The following is a 20,220-nucleotide window of genomic DNA, read 5'->3' as shown; positions in this document are numbered from 1 at the left end:
CCCGTCTGCGGGTCCGGTTCATCGGGCGATAGGACTAACGCCGGACACAACTGTCAATGGGTGTCCTGTCGCGCCTCTACAGGCACGGGCTGGCAAATGGCGCGGCTCTGGGCAGCGGACGGGATATTGCAATCAGGGGTTGCGGGAATGCGTCAGAAAACCGCGTGCTCGCCCAGGTCCACCGTCACCTCGCCGCGGATCAGCTTTTCGTAGTAATCGAAAAGTGTTTCCGTTCCTGTTTCTGGCGTGGCGCCGGCATCGTAACGCCCTGCTCCGGCCTCCAGAACCAGCATCGACTCGGTCGCGTAATAGCGGCCGATCCGTGCGAATTCCGCCTTTTCCGCGGCCTTGGCCGACAGCTTGCCCGCAAGCGTCAGCCCGGCGATGATCGCATCCATCAGCCCCACCGGAACCTGCCGGAACTTCGGTTCAAGCCCCAACCGCCGGAACAGCCACTCGCCCTGATCGCGCGGGGTGATGGCGGGGCCGGGGCCGCCGATGGGCAGGATGCGGTTGATCCGCTCAGGGTTGCCCAGACAATCGGCCAGATAGGCCCCCAGATCGCCGTCGCTGATCGGCTTGCAGGCGGTCAGCCGGCCGTCACCGAACAGCAGGAACGGCTTGCCCGCCCGCACCCGTGCCACCTGCCCGGACAGCGATTTGAAGAACGCCGTCGGCCGCACGATGGAATAGCGCAGGCCCGAGGCGATGAGCGCCGCCTCGAAGGCCAGTTTGGCCTGCTGGAACGCCAGCAGCGGCCTTTGCACGCAGATCGCCGACAGCAGCACCATCTGCCCGACTCCCGCCGCCTGCGCCGCCTGCAGGGCCGCCAGATTCGCCGCATGGTCTATGGCCCAGGCATCGCGCGGCGCCCCCGTGCGGGACGCAAGGCAACTGACCAGCGCATCGAACCGCTCGCCGCGAAACCCGTCGCGCGCCAGCGACACCGGATCGCCCGCCGCGCCAAGGCGCAGGTCCACCGCGTCGGGCAGGCCGCGGCGGCTGTCATCGCCGGGCTTCGGGCGCACAAGGCACACCACCTGATGCCCCCGCGCCACCAGCGCCGCGGCGGTCGCGCGGCCGATGGTGCCGGTGGCCCCCAGCAGCATCACCCGCAGCGGGCGGGTCGGGGCAGGGCGCGCGTCAGTCATTCACGGTGTCCTCACAGGTCATCGACGCCGACCCTAGGCCAGCCGCCGCCCGGCCAGAAGGGGACAGAAGGGCGCGGGTCAAGCTGTCTTCGGCCCCAAGGCCCAGAATCCAGCCCTCTTCCGCCTTTGCCACCTCGGGCGCCGTGGCCAGCAGATCCGCCAGATGCCCCGCCGCCTGCATCCCCACCAGCGCCGCCGCCAGCAGCCGCACCTGCGCGGCATCCTTCACCTCGGCCGGTTCCGGCACCACCGCCCGGCCCAGAAGCGACGGCCAGACCTCGGCCAGCACAATCCCGGCCCGGTCGCAGGGCTGGAACGGCCAGACCGCCAGATCGGCCCCGAACCGCCGCCGCAGCCGCGCCAACGCGGCCTGTCCGGTCATCGCCTGCGATCCCACCGCCCCGGCGCCGCCCATCTGCCAGCAGGGAAAGGCCCCCTTCGCCCGGCTGTCGGCCAGCCGCCGTTCCGCCATCCCATGCCCCTGCCGGGCATTCCCCTTGCGCGGCAGGCCCGGCACGTCGTCCCGCCGGCCATTGAACCAGAACGGCCCGATGCCGGGGAACAGCCCGTTCAGCCGCCCGGCCAGTGCAAAGCGGCACGGTTCATCTGCTGTCCCACGCCCCGGCGGCAGTTCCGTGGCGAACCAGTCCCACAGGGCCAGCGGATCGGCCCGCCCCACCACCCGCGTGGCAAAGCCCGCCGGATAGCCGAAGGGAAAATCGAACCCCGCCAGCACCCGCCGCCCGGCCGCCCGTTCGCGGGCCAGCGTGGCCGCGATCCAGTCCTCGGCTACCGCCCGGTTGCGCAGATAGACCGGCGCCTCCCGGCCGCCATCCGCCCGTGCCAGCCCGGCCCAGATCGCATCCTTCACCGGGCGCGGGCCCCGGTCGCCGCCGCCCGACCAATCGGTGATCAGCACGCTGTCAAACCTCATGCCGCAGCGCCGCCTCGGCCCGGGCCAGATCGTCCGGCGTGTTCAGGTTCAGGAACGGATCGGGCGCCGCCGCCGGAAACACCGCCACCGCCGCCCCCTGCGCCTGCGCCCATTTGCCGATCCGCCGCTCCCCCGCCGCCAGCGCCGCCGCCAGCGCATCGCGCAACCCCACCGGCCACAGCCCGCAGACCGGGTGCAGCCGTGGCTCCCCGTCCTCGGTTCCGGCGGCCAGCGCGAACGGCCCCGCCGCCACCAGCCGCGCCACCAGATCCCCCGGCAGGAACGGCGTGTCCGAGGCGACGGTGATCACACCCGCCGCGCCAAGGCCCGCCGCCCAGTCCAGCGCCGCCAGCACCCCTGCCAGCGGGCCGGGCCAGGCCTCAACCCCGGCCGGCAGCGCATCGGGCAGCACCGGCAGCCCCAGCCCGGCGAACCGTGCCGGATCGCCGTTCGCGTTCAGCGCCAGCCGCCCGCATTGCGGCGCGATCCGGTCGCGCACATGCGCCAGCACCGGCCGCCCCGCCAGCAGCAGCAGCCCTTTGTCGCCGCCCCCCATCCGCCGCGACAGCCCGCCCGCCAGAATGACGGCCGGCAGCATCGGGGCAGGGGGCGGGGGCGCTTTGCTCATGCCCGCGATGATGCTATGCCGGTCTCCGTGCCGCAAGGAGGCCCCTTTGACCCGCACCGATCCCGCCACGCTTGCCTATGTCGTGACCGAAGGCCGGGGCGCTGGCGACCGCCTGCTGGCCGCCGTGGCCGACTGTCTGCTGGCCGAAGGCCATGCGTTGGCCGGCGTCGTGCAGGAAAACATTACCTTCGACCCGGACCGGAGCTGCCATATGGACCTGCGCCTGCTGGGCCGGCCCGAACGGCTGCGCATCTCGCAGGACCGGGGGCCGTTGGCGCGCGGCTGCCGGCTGGACGCAGGCCGTCTGGAAGAGGCGGTTGCCCTGGTCGAAGACCAGCTTGACCGCCACCGCCCGGCGCTGCTGATCCTCAACAAGTTCGGCAAGCACGAGGCCGAGGGGCGCGGCTTCCGCCCGGTGATCGGCCGCGCGCTGGCCGATGGCCTGCCGGTGCTGACGGCGGTTTCCGCGCTGAACCTGCCCGCGCTTCAGACCTTTGCCGAAGGTCTGGCCATGGCTCTGGCGCCAGACGAAGATGCGGTTCTGTCCTGGGCGCGCGCCGCCGCGGCGGCGGCTGTGGCCTGACCGTTCAGCCCGGCCACATCGCCCAAAGCCAGGGCTGCGGCCAGCTTTGCGGCGCCAGCAGGTCGAACAGCGCATAGCTGACCGCCGCCGTCAGCCCCGCCGCCAGCAGCGCAGCCCGCGCCCCCGGCCGGCGCAGCACCGCCGCCGCCAGCAGCACGAAGGCCGCCGGCCCCGCCACATGCCCCAGGGCCATCAGCAGCAGCGCAAGCCCCCCGACGCCCGCTACCAGAAACCGCAGGTCCGCGCCCAGTCCGGCCCGTTCACCGGCCACGGGCAGCGCCGCCGCGCGCCACAGCCGCGGCAGCAGCGCCGTCGAAGCCGCCAGCGCCATCCCCGCCACCAGCGCGGGAAAGATCGCCGCCGCCACCGGCAGCGCCAGACAGGCCGCCAGCACCCCCGCGGCCCCCATGGCCAGCCCCAGCCCCAGAACGGCATCGCCGCGCCCCATGGCGCCGGCCGCAGCCCCCGGCCTGTCGCGCCGGAACCGCCGGACCTGCCGCCCCAGCAGCAGCGCCGCCAGCGCCAAGAGCCCGATCACCAGCGGCTGTGCCAGCCAGCTCCAGCCCGAAATCTGCCAGGACAGGAAGAAGAACCGCTCAAGGTTCGGCCCCAGCACCAGCCCCAGCGTCAGCGCGGGCCGCGACCAGCCGTAGCGTTTCATCGCCAGCCCCAGCGCCGAGAACACCAGCAGCACCGCGAAATCGCGCGGGTCGCGGGTGGTCTGGAACGCCCCCAGCACCACGAAGGCCAGCGCCACCGGCACCAGAACCGGTGCCGGCACCAGCGCCAGCCGCGCCAGCGGCCGCGTCAGCATCAGGCACAGGCCCGCGCCGATCAGGTTCGCCAGGGCAATCGTCAGCACCAGCGACACCACGAAAGGCGCCTCGTCGCGCAACAGGTCCGGCCCCGGCACCAGCCCGTGCAGGGTGAACGCCCCAAGCAGCAGCGCCATAGGGGCCGAACCGGGAATACCGAAGGCCAGCGTCGGCAGAAGCGCCCCGCCTTCCTTGGCATTGTTGGCACTTTCGGGGGCGATCACGCCCCGGATGTTGCCCTCGCCAAAGGCCGGCCCCTTGCCGGGGCGGCGGGCGGCATCGCCATAGGCCACCCATTCGATCACGGTCACGCCAATCCCCGGCACCGCCCCCAGCAAGGCGCCCAAGCCTCCGCTGCGCAAGACCAGCGGCAGGTTGCGCAGCGTGTCGCCGATGCCGCGCCGCAAGCCGCCGGGGTCTGTCGGCGCTCCTGCCGCCTGAATCCGGCCCTGTGCCAGCAGCCCGGCCAGTTCCGGCACCGCGAACAGGCCCAGAAACACAATCGCCGTCGGCACCCCGTCCCACAGATAGACCTCGCCAAAGGTCCAGCGTGCCACGCCTTCATAGGGGTCCAGCCCCGCAAAGGCGACCAGCGCCCCGACCAGCGCCGCCACCATTCCCTTCAGCGGGTCACGCCCGGCCAGCATCGCCACCAGCGTCAGGCCGAAGGCGGTGATGGCGAACAGGTCGGCAAAGTTCAGCAACAGCACCAGCGGCCGCATCACCGGCAGCGCCAGCGCCAGCAGCAGCGCCCCGAACAGCCCCCCGATGAGCGAGGCCGAATAGGCCGCCCCCAGCGCCCGCGCGGCCTGCCCCTGTTTGGCCAGTTGATGCCCGTCCACCACCGTGGCCGCCGCCCCCACCGTGCCCGGCACCCCGATCAGCACCGCCGGAATCGTGTCTGACGTGGTGGTGACAGAGGCCATGCCCAGAAGCAGCGCAAACGCCGCCACCGGGTCCAGCGTATAGGTCAGCGGAATCAGGATGGTCAGCCCGAACAGCCCGCCGATGCCCGGAATGACCCCGATCACCAGACCGAACACCACCCCGGCCACCAGCAACAGCAGCCGGGCCGGCTCCATCAACGCGCCAAGGGCGATCAGCAGCGCGTCCATCATCGGCCCCGCGCGGCCCGGCGCTACTGCACCAGCGCCCGCGCCCTGTCCTGCACCGCCGGATCGGTTGCCAGCAAGTCGCGGATCATCGCCTCGACCTCGGGGCCTTGCGTCATCATCAGGGTGAAGCCCTGCGCCTTGGCGGCGGCGATGAACGCGGCGTCATCGGCCAGTGCCGCAAAGGCCGCGCGCAGATTGGCCAGCGCCTCGGGGCTGGTGGCGGGCGGGGCGATGAAGGGAATGTGGATTGTGCCCGAAGACAGCACCAGCGTCAGCGCCGCCCGCGTCGCCGCATCCGGGGCGCGGTCCAGCAGGAAGGGCACACCCTCGATCTCGTGCTTCGGTTCGGTCGCCAGCTCGACGATCACGTTGTAACGCTGCATCATGTCGCCCTTGAACAGCGTTGTCGTGCCAATGCCGCAGCGCGCCTGCACATCGCCGCGCTCCATCGCCAGATCAACCTCGGTCGCGCTTTCGAACCCGGTCACGATATCGAACTTCGCTCCCAGCCCGTTTCTGATCGCGGCCGGGTAGGTATAGGTCGTGCTGTCCTTGCCGGTGGCCCCCACCTTGAAACTTTCGGTCAGGAACTTGTCCAGCGTGTCGATGCCCGAAGCCTTGGGCGTGATGCAGTAGGACGCCGAATTGGTCATGCTGACCAGATAGGGCACCGCCCGCGGATCGAAGGCGGTATTGCCGGGGTCGAACACCGGCAGCAGCGCCAGCGCCGAACTGACCGTGGCAATCGTGCTGCCATCCGTCACCGGGCTTTGCATGATCATCTTCGCCAGCTTCAGACTGCCCGCACCGGGCACATTCTCGACCACCGCCGTCGGCGTGCCCGGCAGGTGGCGCCCGATATGGTCGGCCAGCAGCCGCGCCGCTTCGTCATAAGACCCGCCGGGACCATAGCCGACCTGAAGGGTCAGCGTCTCGGCAGCGGCAAGGGCGGGCAATGTAATTGAGGGCAGGGCAAGGCAGAGGACACTGGCAAGAACCTTGGGGCCAATCGGCATGGTCGTTCCTCATCGGTTTGAAAATCAACCCGGCGCAACACTCTCCGGGCTTTGTGAAACATGCTCGTCGCTCAATCGTCGCCGGTCTGTCTTGCCGGCGGGGGTGACGGGAATGGCGTCCCGCACCACCATGTCGAACGGGCAGCGGGCGCCCAGATGGCCGGTCAGATGCGCGGCCAGCGCCGTGGCATCGAAACCCGGCCCCGGCACCACCGCCAGCCCCAGCCGGTCACCGCCGCCCGGTTCGGGCAGCCGGAACGCGGCCACATCGGCCACGCCGGGAAAGCCGCGCGCCAGCGCCTCGAACAGATGCGGCGCGCGCTTGGTGCCGCCGATGTTCAGCAGCTCTGACCGGCGGCCCAGAAATTGCAGCCCGCCATCGGGCAGGATGCGGCACAGATCCCCGGTGGCCACCCAGCCCTCGGCATCGGCCAGCGGCCGGCCCGAGGGGAAATCGTGCAGCCGGATCGGCTCGGGCACCTGCAACCACAGCTCGCCCCCCGTCGCCGGATCGGCCGGACTGCCGTCCTCGGCGCACAGGCGGAACGCCATGTCGTCGTAAACCGGGCCCACATAACCGGGCACATCGGGGTGCAGGGCAGGGCGGGTGTGCGCGATCGACCCGGTCTCGCTGCTGCCATAGCCCAGCACCACCTCGGCCCCGAACAGCGCCTCGGCCCGCGCCGCCAGATCGGGCGCCACCTCGCCGCCGCCCACCATGATCCGCCGCAGGCTGCTGGGCCGCATCGCCCCCGCCTCGACCGCCGCCACCATCCGGCGGAAATTCCAGGGTGACAGGAACGCCGCCGTCACCTCCGCCGCCTCCATCAGCGCCAATGAGGCCGCGTCATCGTCGCGCGGATGCACCTGCATCACCCCGCCCAGCAGCGCCCGCCCCATGTGGTTGAAGAACGGGCCTGATGGCGTGGCATAGCCGATGAAGACCGCGCCTTCCGGGCGACCGCGCCAGTCCGACCCGCGCGTGATGCGGGCCAGCAGCCCTTCATCGGTGATCCGCCGCAGCTTCGGCACCCCCGTGGTGCCCGAGGTGCTGCGGATCATCGCCCCGCCCGTCGTCACCGGCACCCATCGCTGCGGCGACCGGACCCAGCTTCGCCCGACCGCGATGTCGCGCCCGCCGGTGGCGGCCGTGCCTTCGGTGATCAGGTGCCAGTCGGGGCGATAGCCTTCGCCGCCTTCGGGGGCGCAGCGCCCCATCGCGGTGGCGCCGATCCGCAGCAAGGCCAGCCGCAGCGCCGATCCGGCAATGGCATCTGTCACATGCACCGCCACCAGATCGCCCGGCCCGACACCCCGGTCCTGCAAGGCTTCGGCAAAGGCCATCATGGTGTAGAACAGGTTTTCGAAGCTGACCGGACCCCCTGCCGCGTCCAGCGTGGCGACACGGCCCGCATGGGCGCGGCTGCTCTCTTCAAAGGCGGTGGAAAAACTGGCGGTCATATATCCCTTGCCCCGCGCGGCAGCTTAGGCGTGTCTCTTGCGCGAGACAACACTTTCTGCGGGTGCATTGCCGGCCTCCGCAGGGGTTGACGCCTGTGCCCCGTCAGGCAACCTGTGCCTGCATGTCCCCTGCCGGAGCGCAACCGTGATGACCCTGATGTCCGCCTTTGCCCGCAGGGCGCGTGACAACCCGCAGAAGATCGCGCTGCTGACCGAGAAAAGCCAGATGTCCTATGACGACATCCTGCAACTGGTGCATCTTCTGGACGTGCAACTGACCACCCGCGGGCTGCGGCCCGGGCAGACGCTTGTCATGGCCAGCCGCCGGCCCGAACTGTGCCTTGCCCTGTGCCTGCTGCTGTCGCTGCGCGATCTGACCGTGATCTTTTCCGTGCCCGAACCCGTGCAGGCCGCCGGTCTGGCCTTCGACCGGGTGCTGACCACCGACCCCATCCCCGGCCTGCCCGAAGACCGGCAGTTCGTGATCGGGCCGGACTGGTTTTCCGACATGGGCACGCTGCCCTTGCCCGATTTCACCGCCGCCGGCGGGGGCGGGGGCATGTTCGTCTACCGTTCGTCCGGCACCACCGGCACGCCCAAATTCATCCGCTCGACCGAGGGGGACCGGCTGGCCGATGCCGACCGCAGCGCCTTCTGGGGGGCGGTGGACCTGTCCTCGCGCCGGGTGCTGTCCACCCTGACCTGCCATTCCGGCTGGTCGATGTCGCTGATCTTGCAGACGCTTCTGTCGGGCGGCTCGGTCGTGGCGCTGACCGAAGGTTCGGGCAACGCGCTGCCCTGGATCGACCTTTACCATGTCGATACGCTGGGAACCTCGCCCGCGGTCTTGCAGATGATGCTGGAACAGCCGCAGGTCGGCCAATACCTGCGCGGCCTGCGCGACATCCGCATTGGCGGGGCGCAGGCCGGTGCGCAGCTTCTGGCCGCCTTTGCCGCGATCTGCCCCGCCCGGCTGCACCTGGGCTATGGCTCGGCGGAACTGGGGCCCTGTTTCCGCTGGATCTTCGATCCCGCCACCCCGCGCCCCGACAGCTATCTGGGTGAATTCCGCCGCCCCGATCTGCAGATCGGCTTCTTCGACCATGACCTCAACCCCTTGCCGCAGGCCAGCGAAGGCGTTGTCGGGTTCCGCCCCGTCTCGGGCCGCCTGCCGCGCCAGTATCTGGCCGACAGCGACGACCGCCGCAGCGGCTTCGTCAACGGCTGGTTCTTCCCGGGTGACATCCTGCGATGTGAAGGCGACGCCTATTTCATCATCGGCCGCACCAAGGACATCGTGAATTTCGGCGGCAACAAGTTCTCGCTGGCCGCCGTGCGGCAGGTGCTGGCGCAGGCCTTTCCCGGCATGACGCCAGAGCCCGTGGTGCTGGCCGATGCCGGCGGTCTGGAACGTCTTGGCGTGGCCTATCGCGCGCCGCGCCCGGTGTCCGAGGCCGAACTGACCGCCGCCCTGGCCCCCTTCAAGGGCCTGCGCGTCACCCGCGCGTTGCGCCTGCAGGAATTTCCGCTGACCGATACCGGCAAGATCGACAGCGCCCGACTGCGGCGGCTGTTCCTGCAAGCCTAGGCGCGACGCGCAAGGAAAAGGGCCGCGCGAACCCCGCGCAGCCCTTAGATGTCAGACCGCCCGCTTGTGGGCAGGTCAGAAGCGGAAGCCCAGACGCACCGAGACGGTGGTCAGGTCAACGCCATCGACATATTCCGAAGTCGGGATGCCGTATTGACCGGACCCGGTCGGGTTCAGGTTGCGCTTGGTCACATCGCCGCCGATGAACCCATTGTCGCTGATCGGCATTTCGAAGCCGGCCCCGATGCTGACGCCATCGACATCGCCATAGTCATAGCCGTATTCGTCCTCGATCGAGGTCTTCGAATAGCCAAGCGCGCCATAGACCAGCGTGGTGCCGAACACCTTGCCGACACGGGCCTTCAAGTCGATCGTGGTGCCCAGCTTGAACGTGTCGCTGTAATAGCTGTCGCCGCCAATGGTGCCGCCCTGGGTCAGCGCCAGTTCGCCGCCATAGACCAGACCGCTGCCGGTCACCACATTGTAGCCGCCGAAAATCGACCCCAGCGCGCCATTGTCGATGGAATAGGTATCGCTGCCGCCGTAGAAGGTGCCGTCGCCCGAGGGCATCGAAATGCCCACACCGCCGTAAAAGCCACCCACATCCTGCGCCTGCGCCAGACCGGCCGAACCCGCAATCACTGCCGCGCCACTGGTGACAAGGCGCAGTGTCATTTCACTCTTTGACATCCTCAAACCCCTTTGTTTCTAAAAATATACCGGCAGCCTAGACCGCGAATCCGGTTCTGCAAAGGAAAATACCGTCAGGGTTGCGACAAGATCGCCCCACGCGACCCATGTGCAACAGCATTTTCCGGCCAAATTTCACACCGGAATCAGCTTTGATTTCACGGATCAATCTCCGGCCTCCGGTCCGCTGGCCCGGGCCTGCCGCAGCGCCCGCCCGCTTTCCACCATCGCCACGCAGGCGCGGCGGTCGGCCTTGCCATTGGCGTTGCGCGGCAGCGTTTCGGCAAACAGGAACCGCTTGGGCACCGCCGGCAGCCCGCCCAGTTTCATCAGCGCCAGCCGCGCCCCGGCCAGAACCTCGGTCACATCCGCCGCCGGGTCGAGGCTGAGAAAGGCGCGCAGGGCCTCTGTCCCTTCATGCCCCGGCAGCATGAAGCAGATCGCATCGCGCACCCCCGGCACCGCCATCAGCGCAAAGTCCATCAGCGGTGCGTTCAGCTTCTGACCGCCAAGGTTGAACTGTTCGTTCACCCGCCCCGAGATGTGGAACCCGCCCGTCGCATCCCACAGCCCCAGATCGCCCGGATGGAACCAGCCATCGCGGAAACTGGCGGCCGTGGCTTCGGGCGCGTTCAGATAGCCCGGCGCCAGAAAGGGATTGCGCACCCGGATCTGGCCCTCCTGCCCGTCGGGCAGCGGCTGGCCCGCGGCATCGACCACCTCGATCCGCACCCCCGGCGCAAGCTCGGTGCGGCTTGCGATCTGCCCGTCCGGCCCCAGCGTCTTGATGTTCGACAGCGCATTGAACGCCTCGGTAGACCCATAGCCGACCCAGACCTCCTCGAACGACCGCAGCAGCGCCCGCACCAGCGCCTCGGGCGCCGGGCCGCCCGAAAGCTGGATCTTCGGCATCCGCTGCGGCAGCGTCAGCCCCGCCAGCATCCGCTGCGCCTGCGCGGGCGAGGCCAGCGCAAACCCCACCCCCGCCGCGGCCCAGCCCTCGGGCGGCGTGGCGGCCAGTACCGATCCGCCGTGCAGCAGCGTGGTCAGCGCATAGGTCAGCCAGATCGGCGCGGCGACCGGAAACAGGCTGGCCAGCCGCAACCCGCGCCAGTCCAGCCGCGCGGCATTGGCCTCGATCCGCGCGACCAGCACCCGGTTCGGCAACCCCACCAGCTTGGGCGTGCCCGTGGTGCCCGAGGTCTGGCTGATCATCCAGATGTCCTCGGGGTCGCGGAAGCCGTCGAACGGCAACCGCCCGCCGTCGCCCGTCCGGGGCGCGAACCAGCCCGCATCCAGCATAACCGCACCCTTCGGCGCCGCGCCCTCCAGACTGCCGTCGTCCAGCACCATGTCGATCGGCAACCGACCGCTTGTGACCAGATCGCCCTGCGCAAACACCCAGCGGGCCCCCAGCATGGCGGTGGCCAGCAGCGTGGCCAGCGCCACCGCCGGATCGCCGGTCCGCACCGCCAGCGTGGCGCGCGCCCGAAGGCCGCGCTCCTGCAACCCCAGCGCCACGGCCAGCGCCGCCTCGGCCAACTGCCCATGGCTGACCGTCGCCTCGCCCCCCACAACGGCGGGTGTCTCCGGGGCCGCCGCAACGGCGCGCAGATAATGCAGGCCGACATTGAAGCGGGGCGAAAGCGGCATGGCGAAATGACCTGTCTGCAACCGGAATGCGCCGTCAGCCTGACCCGCTTCCACCCCCGGCGTCAATCGCCCGTGCCGCCCGGGCACAGGGCGGCGAATGCAACACCTCGGCGGAACCGCACCGTCCCGGGTGTCGCAGGGTGGGAAAGTGGGTGAAGCGACGCCCGGCGCAGGCTATAAGGGGCTGTCGGTCTTGCGATGCCTGCGGCACAACCCGGCAACGCAGGCCCGGAACGGACCAAAGCCGATTCGGCGGGGCCAGCCCGCGGGTCAGGCAGCATCGCGGTAACAAGTGTCCGGCGCCGGGCAGGCGCATCAGGCAGGAACGGAGGCAAGGGTGATCGGACGGTTTCTTCAGGGCGCAGCGCTTGGTGGCCTGCTGGGTGCGGCGCTTCTGGCGGCCGCTTCGCTGACCTCGCCCCGTCCGGCAGGCGGGCCCGCGACCGCGATCACCCCGTCGGCCCCCCCGCTGCCCGATACGGCCGCCCTGACCGAAAGCCCCGCCGCCGAAGCCCCCGCGGCGACGCCCCCCGCCACGCCACCGCAGCCTTCATCGAAGCCCGCAGCGCAACCGGCCCCGCCTGCCGATCTTCCGGCCGCGCCCGTGCCGCCCGCCGCCGCTGACCCCGGCGTTCCGCTTCCCGGTACCGCCGATCCCGCTGCTATTGCCGCCACGCCGCCCGCCGGCCCGGCGTCGCCGCAGGCCGAAGTCGCGCCGCCCGCGCCCGATCTTCCGGCCCCGCCACCCCTGACGCCCGAGGAAGAGAAGATGCTGGCCGATGGCGCGGCCCCCGAACCGGCGCCTGAACCGGCACCCGCCGGAACCGACGCGCCCGCCGACACCGCCCCTGTCGGGCAGGGCACCCTGGCCCCGGCCCCGGCCTTGCCCGGCGCCGAGGGCATCGCGACCGACCGTCTGCCACGCATCGGCGATCCCGCGCCTTCCGCAGCCGACGCCGCGCTGGAGGACGGGCCGCAGCCGCCGGTCCGTGCCTTTGCCCGGCCTTTCGACAACCCCGCCGGCAAGCCCGTGCTGGCCATCATCCTGATCGACACGGGCGAACCCGGCCTTGACCGCGCCGCGCTGGCCGCGCTGCCTTTCCCGGTGACCTTCGCGCTGGACCCGATGGCCGAAGGCGCCGCCGACCGCGCCGCAACCTACCGCGCCGCCGGGCAAGAGGTGATCCTTCTGACCACCGCGCTGCCCAAGGGCGCCGTGCCGAGCGATGTCGAACAGGCATTCCAGGTGATGGGGCAGACGCTGCCCGAAGCGGTGGCGGTGATGGACCTGCCCGGACGCAGTTTCCAGTCTGACCGCACCCTGGCCGCCGCCGTGGTGCCGGTGCTGGGCGCGCAGGGCAGGGGCCTTGTGACCTGGGACGAAGGGCTGAACGCCGTAGATCAGGTGGCCCGGCGCGAGGATGTGCCGGCGGCGGTGATCTTCCGCAGCCTCGATGCCGCCGGGGAACCCACCCCGGCCATCCGCCGCGCCCTTGACCGCGCCGCCTTCAAGGCCGCGCAAGAGGGGCGGGTCACGGTCGTCGGCCACACGCGCCCGGAAACCGTGGCCGCGCTGCTGGAATGGGCGGTGGAAGGCCGCGCCGCAACCGTGGCGCTGGCCCCGGTCACGGCTGTCCTGACGGTTGACTGACGACCGGCTGATCCGGCGGGGGGGGCGCATCTGGCTGGCCTTCGCGGGGGCGCTGCCCCCGCACCCCCGGGATATTCAAGGACAGATGAAAGGGCATGGCCGCGCCCTTGCGCGCGACAAAGGCAAGATGACTGGACTGCGGCCGCTTGCGGCCGCGCATCAGGGTTGACGGGTCAGCCGTTGCCGCGGCGGACGAACAGGCCCGCATCCTCGGCTGCGCGACGCAGGGCGTTGGATTTGTTGACGGATTCCTGATATTCGGCTTCCGGGTCGCTGTCATAGACCACGCCGCCGCCGGCCTGGATATACAGCGTCTCGTCCTTCAGCACCGCCGTGCGCAGCGCGATGCAGAAGTCCATCTCGCCATTCGCCGCGAAATAGCCCACGCCGCCGCCATAGACGCCGCGCTTTTCCGGCTCCAGCTCGTCGATGATCTCCATCGCCCGCACCTTGGGCGCGCCCGAGACGGTGCCCGCGGGCAGGCCGGCCAGCAGGGCCGACAGCGCGTCCTCGCCGTCGCGGATCTCGCCCACCACGTTCGACACGATATGCATGACGTGGCTGTAGCGTTCGATGATGAACTTCTCGGTCGGCCGCACCGTGCCCATCCTCGCCACCCGGCCCACATCGTTGCGGCCCAGGTCCAGCAGCATCAGATGTTCGGCCAGTTCCTTCTGGTCGGCCAGCAGATCGGCCTCCAGCGCGCGGTCCTCTTCCTCGGTCGCGCCGCGTTTGCGGGTGCCGGCGATGGGGCGGATCGTCACCTGCCCGTCGCGCAGCCGCACCAGGATTTCCGGGCTGGCGCCCACCACCTGAAAGCCGCCGAAGTTGAAGAAGAACATGAAGGGCGACGGGTTGGTCCGCCGCAGCGAACGATAAAGGGCAAAGGGCGGCAGGGCGAAATCCATCGCCCAGCGTTGGCTGGGCACCACCTGGAAGATGTCACCGGCGCGGATGTAATCCTTCGCCTTCTCGACCGCGGCCTTGTAGCCGTCATGCGTGAAGTTCGACCGCAGGTTGCCCACGCGGGAGGATTCGCCCAGATCGCGGCTGGCGGCCGCGGGCGCGCGGTCCAGATCGCGCAGCGCGTCCATCACCCGTTCGGCGGCCTGCGCATAGGCCGCCCGCGCCGACAGGCCAGACCCGGCCCAGGCCGGCGCGACCAGCGTCACATCGCCCTTCACCCCGTCCAGCACCGCAATCACCGAAGGCCGCATCAGCACCGCATCGGGCAGGCCGACCGGATCGGGGTTCACATCGGGCAGGTGTTCCACCAGCCGGATCATGTCATAGCCCAGATAGCCGAACAGCCCCGCCGATACCGCCGGCAGCCCTTCGGGCATGTCGATCCGGCTTTCGGCAATCAGCGCGCGCAGCGTGTCCAGCGGGGGGCCGTCCAGCGGGCGGAAGGCGCCGGAATCGAACCGCGCCTCGCGGTTGATCTCGCTTTGAGTGCCGTTGCAGCGCCAGATCAGGTCGGGCTTCATGCCGATGATCGAATAACGCCCCCGCACCTCGCCGCCGGTGACGGATTCCAGCACGAAAGTATCGGCCCGCGCTTCGCCCAGTTTCAGCATCAGGCTGACCGGCGTATCCAGATCGGCTGCCAGCCGGGTCCAGACCAACTGGTTCTTTCCTTCGGCCCAGGCTTTTTCAAAGGCGTCGAAGGAGGGCAGCATCGTCATTGCAATCTCGCATTCACGGCGTTGATGGCGGTCTGGTCAAGGGTGATGCCGGCCTCTGCCGAAACAGCGGTGGCAAAGGCGGCAAAGGCATCCTGCGAGATCGCCTGTTCGATCTGCGCCCGCAGCGCCGCGCGCAGGGCATCGGCCTCTTCGCCGGTGGCCTCGGCCGGTTTCACGGTTTCCAGCCGCAGCAGCGCGATGAAATCGCCCTCTTCGATCACCCGCACCTCGCCTTCGGCCATGGTGAAAACCGCCGGCAGCAGCGATTGCGGCGCGCCTTCGACAAAGCCATCGCGCGAAATTTCCGGCGTCTGGTCGACAATCCCCAGGCTGCCCAGGCTGGCACCGCTTTCCACCGCCGCCTTGAAGGCAATGGCCTGGGCCGACAGGGCCTTCTTCACCTCGGCCTCGCGCCAGCTTTCGGCAACCTTTTCCTTCGCCTCGTCAAACGGAATCGGCGCCGCCGGCACGGTTTCCAGGAATTCCAGCGCCACGACGCCGCCGTCTTCCAGAACCACGGCCTCGGCGAAATCACCGTCCTTCACCTTGTCGGCCGCCGCCCGGAACGCCTGATAGCCCTCCAGCGGGGCCTCGCCCTGCTGGCCGACCACATGGTCCAGCGTCGAATATTCCATGCCCTTCTCGCGGGCGAGGTCTTCCAGCGAGGTGCCGCCGGCCAGAAGGTCGTCGATCTCTTCCACCTTGTCCGAGATCGCCCGCCGCGCCGCATCCATCCGCAGCTCTTCAGACAGGCCGTCCCTGGCCTCGTCAAAGCTGGTCTCTTCGCCGTCCAGCAACCCGTTCACCCGGAAAAGCGCCGGGCCAAGGTCGCTTGTCGCCGGCACCACGCTGCCAACGGCTGCGGCAAACACCGCGTCGCCCGCCGCGCCAAGGTCCGCCTTCGACACATCGCCCATGTCGACCGCATCCATCGTCAGCCCGCGCTCGGCCACCAGCGAGTCGAAGGTGGCGCCGCCGTCCAGCTTGGCCTTGGCCGCATCGGCCGCCGCCTGATCGGGATAGACCAGCCGTTCCACCAGCCGCCGCTCGGGGACCACGAATTCCGAAATCCGCTGGTCATACATCTTGCGCACCGCCGCCTCGTCCACCGGCTGATCCTTGGCGATCATCTCGGGCAGCAGCGCGGCATAGGCAATGCGCTTGGCCTCGGGGTGGGTGAAGGCCGCGATATTGGCGTCGTAATAGGCCTTGAGCTGGTCATCCGTCGGCGCCGGGACCGGGGCGGCCAGATCCGCCTCGGTCAGGCGGATCATCGCGAAGCCGCGCCGTTCGGCAATCCATTTGTACAGCGTTTCGGTCAGCGCCTCGGGCGCGGCAAAGCCGCCGGCGACCGCGCCTTGCAACAGGCTGCGCGCCACGTCGCGCCGCACGCTTTCCTCGAAAGCCGCCTCGGTCAGACCTTCGCGCTGCAACACCTGGCGATAGGCGGCGCGGTCGAAGGTGCCGCTCGTGCCCTGAAAGGCGCTGATCTTCAGCACTTCGGCCGCAACCGTCTGATCGCCGACCGACAGCCCCATCTTCAGCGCCGCGTCATCCAGCGCGGCCCGCGTCACCAGCCCCTGCAACGCCTTGCGGTCCAGGCCAAAGCCGATGGCCTCGGACACCGGAACCTGGCTGCCAAGCTGGGCCGAGAAGGCCGCCACTTCCTGCCGCACCGCGCGGGCATAGTCATCGACCGACAGCGTGATGTCCCCGACCGACCCGATCGAGCTGACATTGCCGCCGAAATTCGTCACGCCAAAGCCGCCAAGGCCCAGGATCAGCATCCCGGTCATCAGCCAGGCCGCCGTTTTCTGGCCGCGGCTGACGGGTTTCTTGGCTTCGTCGTCGGTGGTCTTGGCCATGGGATGCGCCTGTGCGGGAAACTTTGCCCGCCTGTCTAGAGGGAAGGGGGGCGCGGGGCAAGATGGCCGGGCGGCGCAATCCCGGCCCCGTGACCCGGTGGTGCGCCGCCGTCAGGCGCGGAACGCGGCCAGACGGCGGAACATCTCGGCAATGCCGGCGGCATCGACATTGGCAAAGGCAATGCGGATCTGCCGCCGCCCCGCCGCGCTGCCCTCGGGCTGGAACATGGTGCCCGGCAGCATCAGCAGCGCGCAGTCATCCACCAGCCGCTTGCACAGCGCATCGCTGGCCATGTCGAACGGGTGTTCGACATAGGCGAAATAGGCGCCGCAGCCCAGCAGCTTCCAGCCCGACAGCGCATGGAACCCTTCGACCATCGCCTTGCGGCGGGCCAGAATCTCGTCCCGCTCGCCCGCCACCCATTGCGACAGGTTCCGCATCCCCCACAGCGCGCCGATCTGGCCCAACTGGCTGGGGCAGATCGCCACGGTGTCCAGGAACTTCTCCACCTCGGCCAGCCGCGCGGTGCTGGCAACCACGGCACCCACCCGGTGCCCGGTCAGGCGATACGCCTTGGAAAAGCTGTAAAGCTGGATGAAATCCTCATCCCAGTCCGGCGCGGTGAACAGGTCATGCGGGCGGCCGCTGCGGCTGTCGAAATCGCGATAGGTCTCGTCCACGATCAGCGCCAGACCGCGCGCGCGGGCCAGATCGCGGAAGGCGGCCAGCGTTTCGGCCGGATATTCCACCCCGCCGGGGTTGTTCGGGCTGACCAGCACGATGGCGCGGGTGCGCGGCGTGATCAGCGCCTCTGCCGCCGCGGCTTCGGGGATCAGCGTCGCGCCGGTGTCCAGCGGCACCGTCGTGACCGAGGCCATGTCCAGCCACATCTTGTGGTTGAAATACCACGGCGTCGGCAGGATCACCTCATCGCCCGGACCGGCCAACGTGGCCATGACGGCGGTGAAGGCCTGGTTGCAGCCTTGGGTGATCGCCACCTGATCGGCGCGGATCGTGCCGCCATAGGCCGCCGACCATTGCGCCGCGATTTCCTCGCGCAGCGCGGGCAGGCCCAGAACGGGGCCGTAAAGATGCGCGGCAGGGTCGTTCAGCGCCGCCTCGGCAATCGCCTGCCGCAGGGGCAGGGGCGGGCTGTCCACCGGCGCGGCCTGGCTGACATTGATCAGCGGGCGGTCGGGCGCAAAGCTCTTGCCGGCAATCCAGCGCCGCGCCTCCATCACCGGCGGCGGTTCCGTGGCTGCAAAGGCGGGATTCAGGGGCAGGGACATCATGCACTCCTCGTGCGCTGCGCGTCTTGTCCTTGGGGCTGCGCCCGCGACGGGCGCCCGACAGGCGACAGGACGCGGTCAGTCCGCGCCGCGGAAGGGCTGGACGTATTGCAGCGCCATGTCCCAGGGGAAGAAGATCCAGGTGTCCTGGCTGACGCTGGTGATATAGGTATCGGCCTGTTTCTCGCCCTCGGGCTTGGCATAGACGCAGGCGAAATGCGCCTTGGGGTAAAGGCCGCGGATCAGTTCCAGCGTCTTGCCCGAATCCACCAGGTCATCGACGATCAGGATGCCGGTGCCATCGCCCATCAGATCGGCGTTCGGCGCCTTGATGACCTGCGCCTCGCGCCGCTGGTCGGCCTTGCCACCGCCCGAATGGTAGGACTTCACGCTGATGGAATCGACCATGCGGATGTCCAGCTCGCGGCTGACGATCATCGCGGGAACCAGACCGCCACGGGTGATGCCGACCACTGCCTTCCAGGTGCCACCCTCGCCGGGGCCCTTGCCATCCAGCCGCCAGGCCAGGGCGCGGGCGTCGCGGTGAATCTGGTCCCAACTGACGTGAAAACCCTTTTCATGCGGCAGGCGGTCAGCGGACATGGGCACTCCCCTCAGGTGGCGGCGATCTTCACCCCGAGAAGTGCCAGGCACCCCCCGAAGGCGCGGTCAAGAACGGTTTTCAGGCTGATATAGGCGCTGCGCGTCCGGTCAAGCGAGAAGACGCGGGCGACGGCGGTGTTCCAGACGGTCTCGTTCAGGAAGACAACCGTCAGCAGCGCGGCATAGACCCAGACCGGCGTGCCCTGCGGCACGGTGCCCACGAAGATGGCGGAAAACAGCACGGCCGGCTTGGGGTTGGCCAGTTGCGTCATCACCCCCAGCCGGAAGGCCGAAGCCGCCGACCGCGGCGGCCGGCCAGAGGCCGACAGATCCAGCGGTTCGGCCGCGTGGCGCCACATCTTCCAGCCCATCCACAGCAGATACAGCCCGCCGACAATCTTCAGCGTCCACAGCAGGGCAGGGGCGGCCTGGAACACCAGGTTCAGCCCGAACAGCGCTGCCATGGCCCAGATCACCCCGCCCAGGCCAATGCCGCAGGCCAGGAAGAACCCCGTCCGCAGCCCCTCGGTCACGCCGGTGCGCGCCGCCATCAGCACGGCCGGGCCGGGGCTTATCGCCGCCATCAGATGCAGCAGGGCCACTGCAAGGAAGGCGGCAAGGGTCACTGGCCGGCGTCCTTCTTGCCGGTCACGATGTCGATGTCGGGCGCGTCGATCGCCTTCATGCCGACCACATGGTAGCCCGCATCGACATGCAGGTTCTCGCCCGTCGTGCCGCTGCCCAGATCGCTCAGCAGGTAAAGCGCGGCCTTGCCCACCTCCTCCTGCGTCACATTGCGGCGCAGCGGGCTGTTCAGCTCGTTCCAGCGCATGATGTAGCGGAAATCGCCAATGCCGCTGGCCGCCAGCGTCTTGATCGGCCCGGCCGAGATCGCGTTGACGCGAATCCCGTCACGGCCCAGATCCTCGGCGATGTATTTCACCGATGCCTCCAGCGCGGCCTTGCACAGGCCCATCACATTGTAATGCGGCATCACCTTTTCGGCGCCGTAATAGGTCAGCGTCAGCAGGCTGCCGCCCGGCCGCATTATCGCCGCCGCGCGCTGGCAGACCGCGGTGAAGCTGTAGACCGAGATGTCCATCGACATCAGGAAGTTGCTGCGGCTGGTGTCCACATAGCGCCCGCGCAGTTCGTTCTTGTCGGAAAAGCCGATGGCATGGACCACGAAATCAAGCTGGCCCCATTCCGCCTTCAGGCCTGCGAACAGCGCATCCAGGCTTTCCTCGCTGGCCACGTCACATTCGAACAGCACCGGCTTGCCCAGGCTGGCCGCCAGCGGTTCGACCCGCTTTTTCAGCGCCTCGCCCTGATAGGAAAACGCCAGTTCCGCGCCCTGTGCCGCAACGGCCTGCGCAATGCCCCAGGCAATCGACTTGTCATTGGCAAGGCCCATGATCAGGCCCCGTTTTCCTGCCATCAGTCCGGTTGACATACGCAGTTCCTTGCACACTCTTGCGGTTCTTTGCGAAAG

At 69.4% G+C, this 20,220-nt stretch carries 17 protein-coding genes; 3 read left to right on the top strand and 14 right to left on the bottom strand.

The annotated features are described in order from the left end of the window. Window positions 1–152 precede the first annotated feature (152 nt). From B6K69_RS04760 to mobA, 3 genes are read right to left on the bottom strand one after another with little or no spacing between them, the layout of a single operon-like run. Window positions 153–1,151, bottom strand: coding sequence for an NAD(P)H-binding protein (locus tag B6K69_RS04760; RefSeq protein WP_108642973.1), 999 nt, complete (start codon window positions 1,149–1,151; stop codon window positions 153–155). Next, entirely contained in the window at window positions 1,144–2,085 is a 942-nt protein-coding gene (locus B6K69_RS04755; protein WP_206340542.1) for a molybdopterin guanine dinucleotide synthesis, read from the bottom strand. The genes B6K69_RS04760 and B6K69_RS04755 overlap by 8 nt, the downstream gene beginning before the upstream one ends. Then, window positions 2,075–2,713, bottom strand: a complete 639-nt coding sequence (gene mobA / locus B6K69_RS04750; RefSeq protein ID WP_228156807.1) for a molybdenum cofactor guanylyltransferase MobA — start codon at window positions 2,711–2,713, stop codon at window positions 2,075–2,077. Before mobA ends, B6K69_RS04755 begins: the two co-directional genes overlap by 11 nt. A gap of 46 nt (window positions 2,714–2,759) precedes the next feature. On the opposite strand from mobA, the gene B6K69_RS04745 reads away from it, so the two are divergent. Continuing rightward, entirely contained in the window at window positions 2,760–3,296 is a 537-nt protein-coding gene (locus B6K69_RS04745; protein WP_228156806.1) for a DUF2478 domain-containing protein, read from the top strand. Between the two features lie 4 nt (window positions 3,297–3,300). On the opposite strand, the gene B6K69_RS04740 is transcribed toward B6K69_RS04745, so the two are convergent. The 3 genes from B6K69_RS04740 to B6K69_RS04730 are packed head-to-tail and all read right to left on the bottom strand — an operon-like array spanning window position 3,301 to window position 7,703. Continuing rightward, complete coding sequence (locus B6K69_RS04740) at window positions 3,301–5,226, bottom strand: tripartite tricarboxylate transporter permease (protein WP_108644776.1); 1,926 nt, start codon at window positions 5,224–5,226, stop codon at window positions 3,301–3,303. A gap of 23 nt (window positions 5,227–5,249) precedes the next feature. After that, complete coding sequence (locus B6K69_RS04735) at window positions 5,250–6,242, bottom strand: type 2 periplasmic-binding domain-containing protein (RefSeq protein WP_123876533.1); 993 nt, start codon at window positions 6,240–6,242, stop codon at window positions 5,250–5,252. A 24-nt stretch (window positions 6,243–6,266) separates the two neighbouring features. Then, window positions 6,267–7,703: a class I adenylate-forming enzyme family protein gene (locus B6K69_RS04730; protein ID WP_108642970.1), complete on the bottom strand. Its 1,437-nt coding sequence runs from the start codon at window positions 7,701–7,703 to the stop codon at window positions 6,267–6,269. Window positions 7,704–7,851: 148 nt separating this feature from the next. Here B6K69_RS04730 and B6K69_RS04725 point away from each other — a divergent pair, with 148 nt between their 5' ends. Further along, the gene (locus tag B6K69_RS04725; protein ID WP_108642969.1) at window positions 7,852–9,291 is read left to right on the top strand and encodes an AMP-binding protein; all 1,440 of its coding nucleotides are present in this window, start codon (window positions 7,852–7,854) and stop codon (window positions 9,289–9,291) included. Between the two features lie 75 nt (window positions 9,292–9,366). Here B6K69_RS04725 and B6K69_RS04720 read toward each other — a convergent pair whose 3' ends face one another. Together B6K69_RS04720 and B6K69_RS04715 are read right to left on the bottom strand one after the other, a co-directional pair. Next, window positions 9,367–9,966 carry an outer membrane beta-barrel protein gene (locus B6K69_RS04720; protein WP_164681883.1) on the bottom strand — a complete coding sequence of 200 codons (600 nt, stop codon included), beginning with the start codon at window positions 9,964–9,966 and terminating at the stop codon, window positions 9,367–9,369. Between the two features lie 180 nt (window positions 9,967–10,146). Next, window positions 10,147–11,634: a class I adenylate-forming enzyme family protein gene (locus tag B6K69_RS04715; protein WP_108642968.1), complete on the bottom strand. Its 1,488-nt coding sequence runs from the start codon at window positions 11,632–11,634 to the stop codon at window positions 10,147–10,149. A 337-nt stretch (window positions 11,635–11,971) separates the two neighbouring features. Between B6K69_RS04715 and B6K69_RS04710 the strand changes: the two genes are divergently transcribed. Next, window positions 11,972–13,285: a divergent polysaccharide deacetylase family protein gene (locus B6K69_RS04710; protein ID WP_123876532.1), complete on the top strand. Its 1,314-nt coding sequence runs from the start codon at window positions 11,972–11,974 to the stop codon at window positions 13,283–13,285. Between the two features lie 173 nt (window positions 13,286–13,458). Here B6K69_RS04710 and trpE read toward each other — a convergent pair whose 3' ends face one another. The 6 genes from trpE to fabI form a co-directional block, all read right to left on the bottom strand. After that, the gene (trpE, locus tag B6K69_RS04705; RefSeq protein WP_108642966.1) at window positions 13,459–14,970 is read right to left on the bottom strand and encodes an anthranilate synthase component I; all 1,512 of its coding nucleotides are present in this window, start codon (window positions 14,968–14,970) and stop codon (window positions 13,459–13,461) included. Next, entirely contained in the window at window positions 14,967–16,835 is a 1,869-nt protein-coding gene (locus B6K69_RS04700) for a peptidylprolyl isomerase (RefSeq protein ID WP_108642965.1), read from the bottom strand. The genes trpE and B6K69_RS04700 overlap by 4 nt, the downstream gene beginning before the upstream one ends. Before the next feature lie 111 nt (window positions 16,836–16,946). Next, complete coding sequence (locus B6K69_RS04695; protein WP_108644775.1) at window positions 16,947–18,125, bottom strand: aminotransferase; 1,179 nt, start codon at window positions 18,123–18,125, stop codon at window positions 16,947–16,949. 78 nt (window positions 18,126–18,203) lie between these two features. Then, on the bottom strand, window positions 18,204–18,728 hold the full coding sequence (gpt, locus tag B6K69_RS04690; RefSeq protein WP_108644774.1) for a xanthine phosphoribosyltransferase: 525 nt from the start codon (window positions 18,726–18,728) through the stop codon (window positions 18,204–18,206). A gap of 11 nt (window positions 18,729–18,739) precedes the next feature. Then, on the bottom strand, window positions 18,740–19,354 hold the full coding sequence (locus B6K69_RS04685) for a LysE family translocator (RefSeq protein ID WP_108642964.1): 615 nt from the start codon (window positions 19,352–19,354) through the stop codon (window positions 18,740–18,742). After that, window positions 19,351–20,181, bottom strand: a complete 831-nt coding sequence (gene fabI, locus B6K69_RS04680; protein WP_108642963.1) for an enoyl-ACP reductase FabI — start codon at window positions 20,179–20,181, stop codon at window positions 19,351–19,353. Before fabI ends, B6K69_RS04685 begins: the two co-directional genes overlap by 4 nt. Window positions 20,182–20,220 lie beyond the last annotated feature (39 nt).

Origin of the sequence: Pseudogemmobacter blasticus (assembly GCF_003071405.1) — a bacterium.
Taxonomy (GTDB): Bacteria; Pseudomonadota; Alphaproteobacteria; order Rhodobacterales; family Rhodobacteraceae; genus Pseudogemmobacter; species Pseudogemmobacter blasticus.
The sequence above is the reverse complement of the archived record's forward strand: the minus strand, read 5'-3'. Positions and strand labels throughout refer to the sequence as shown.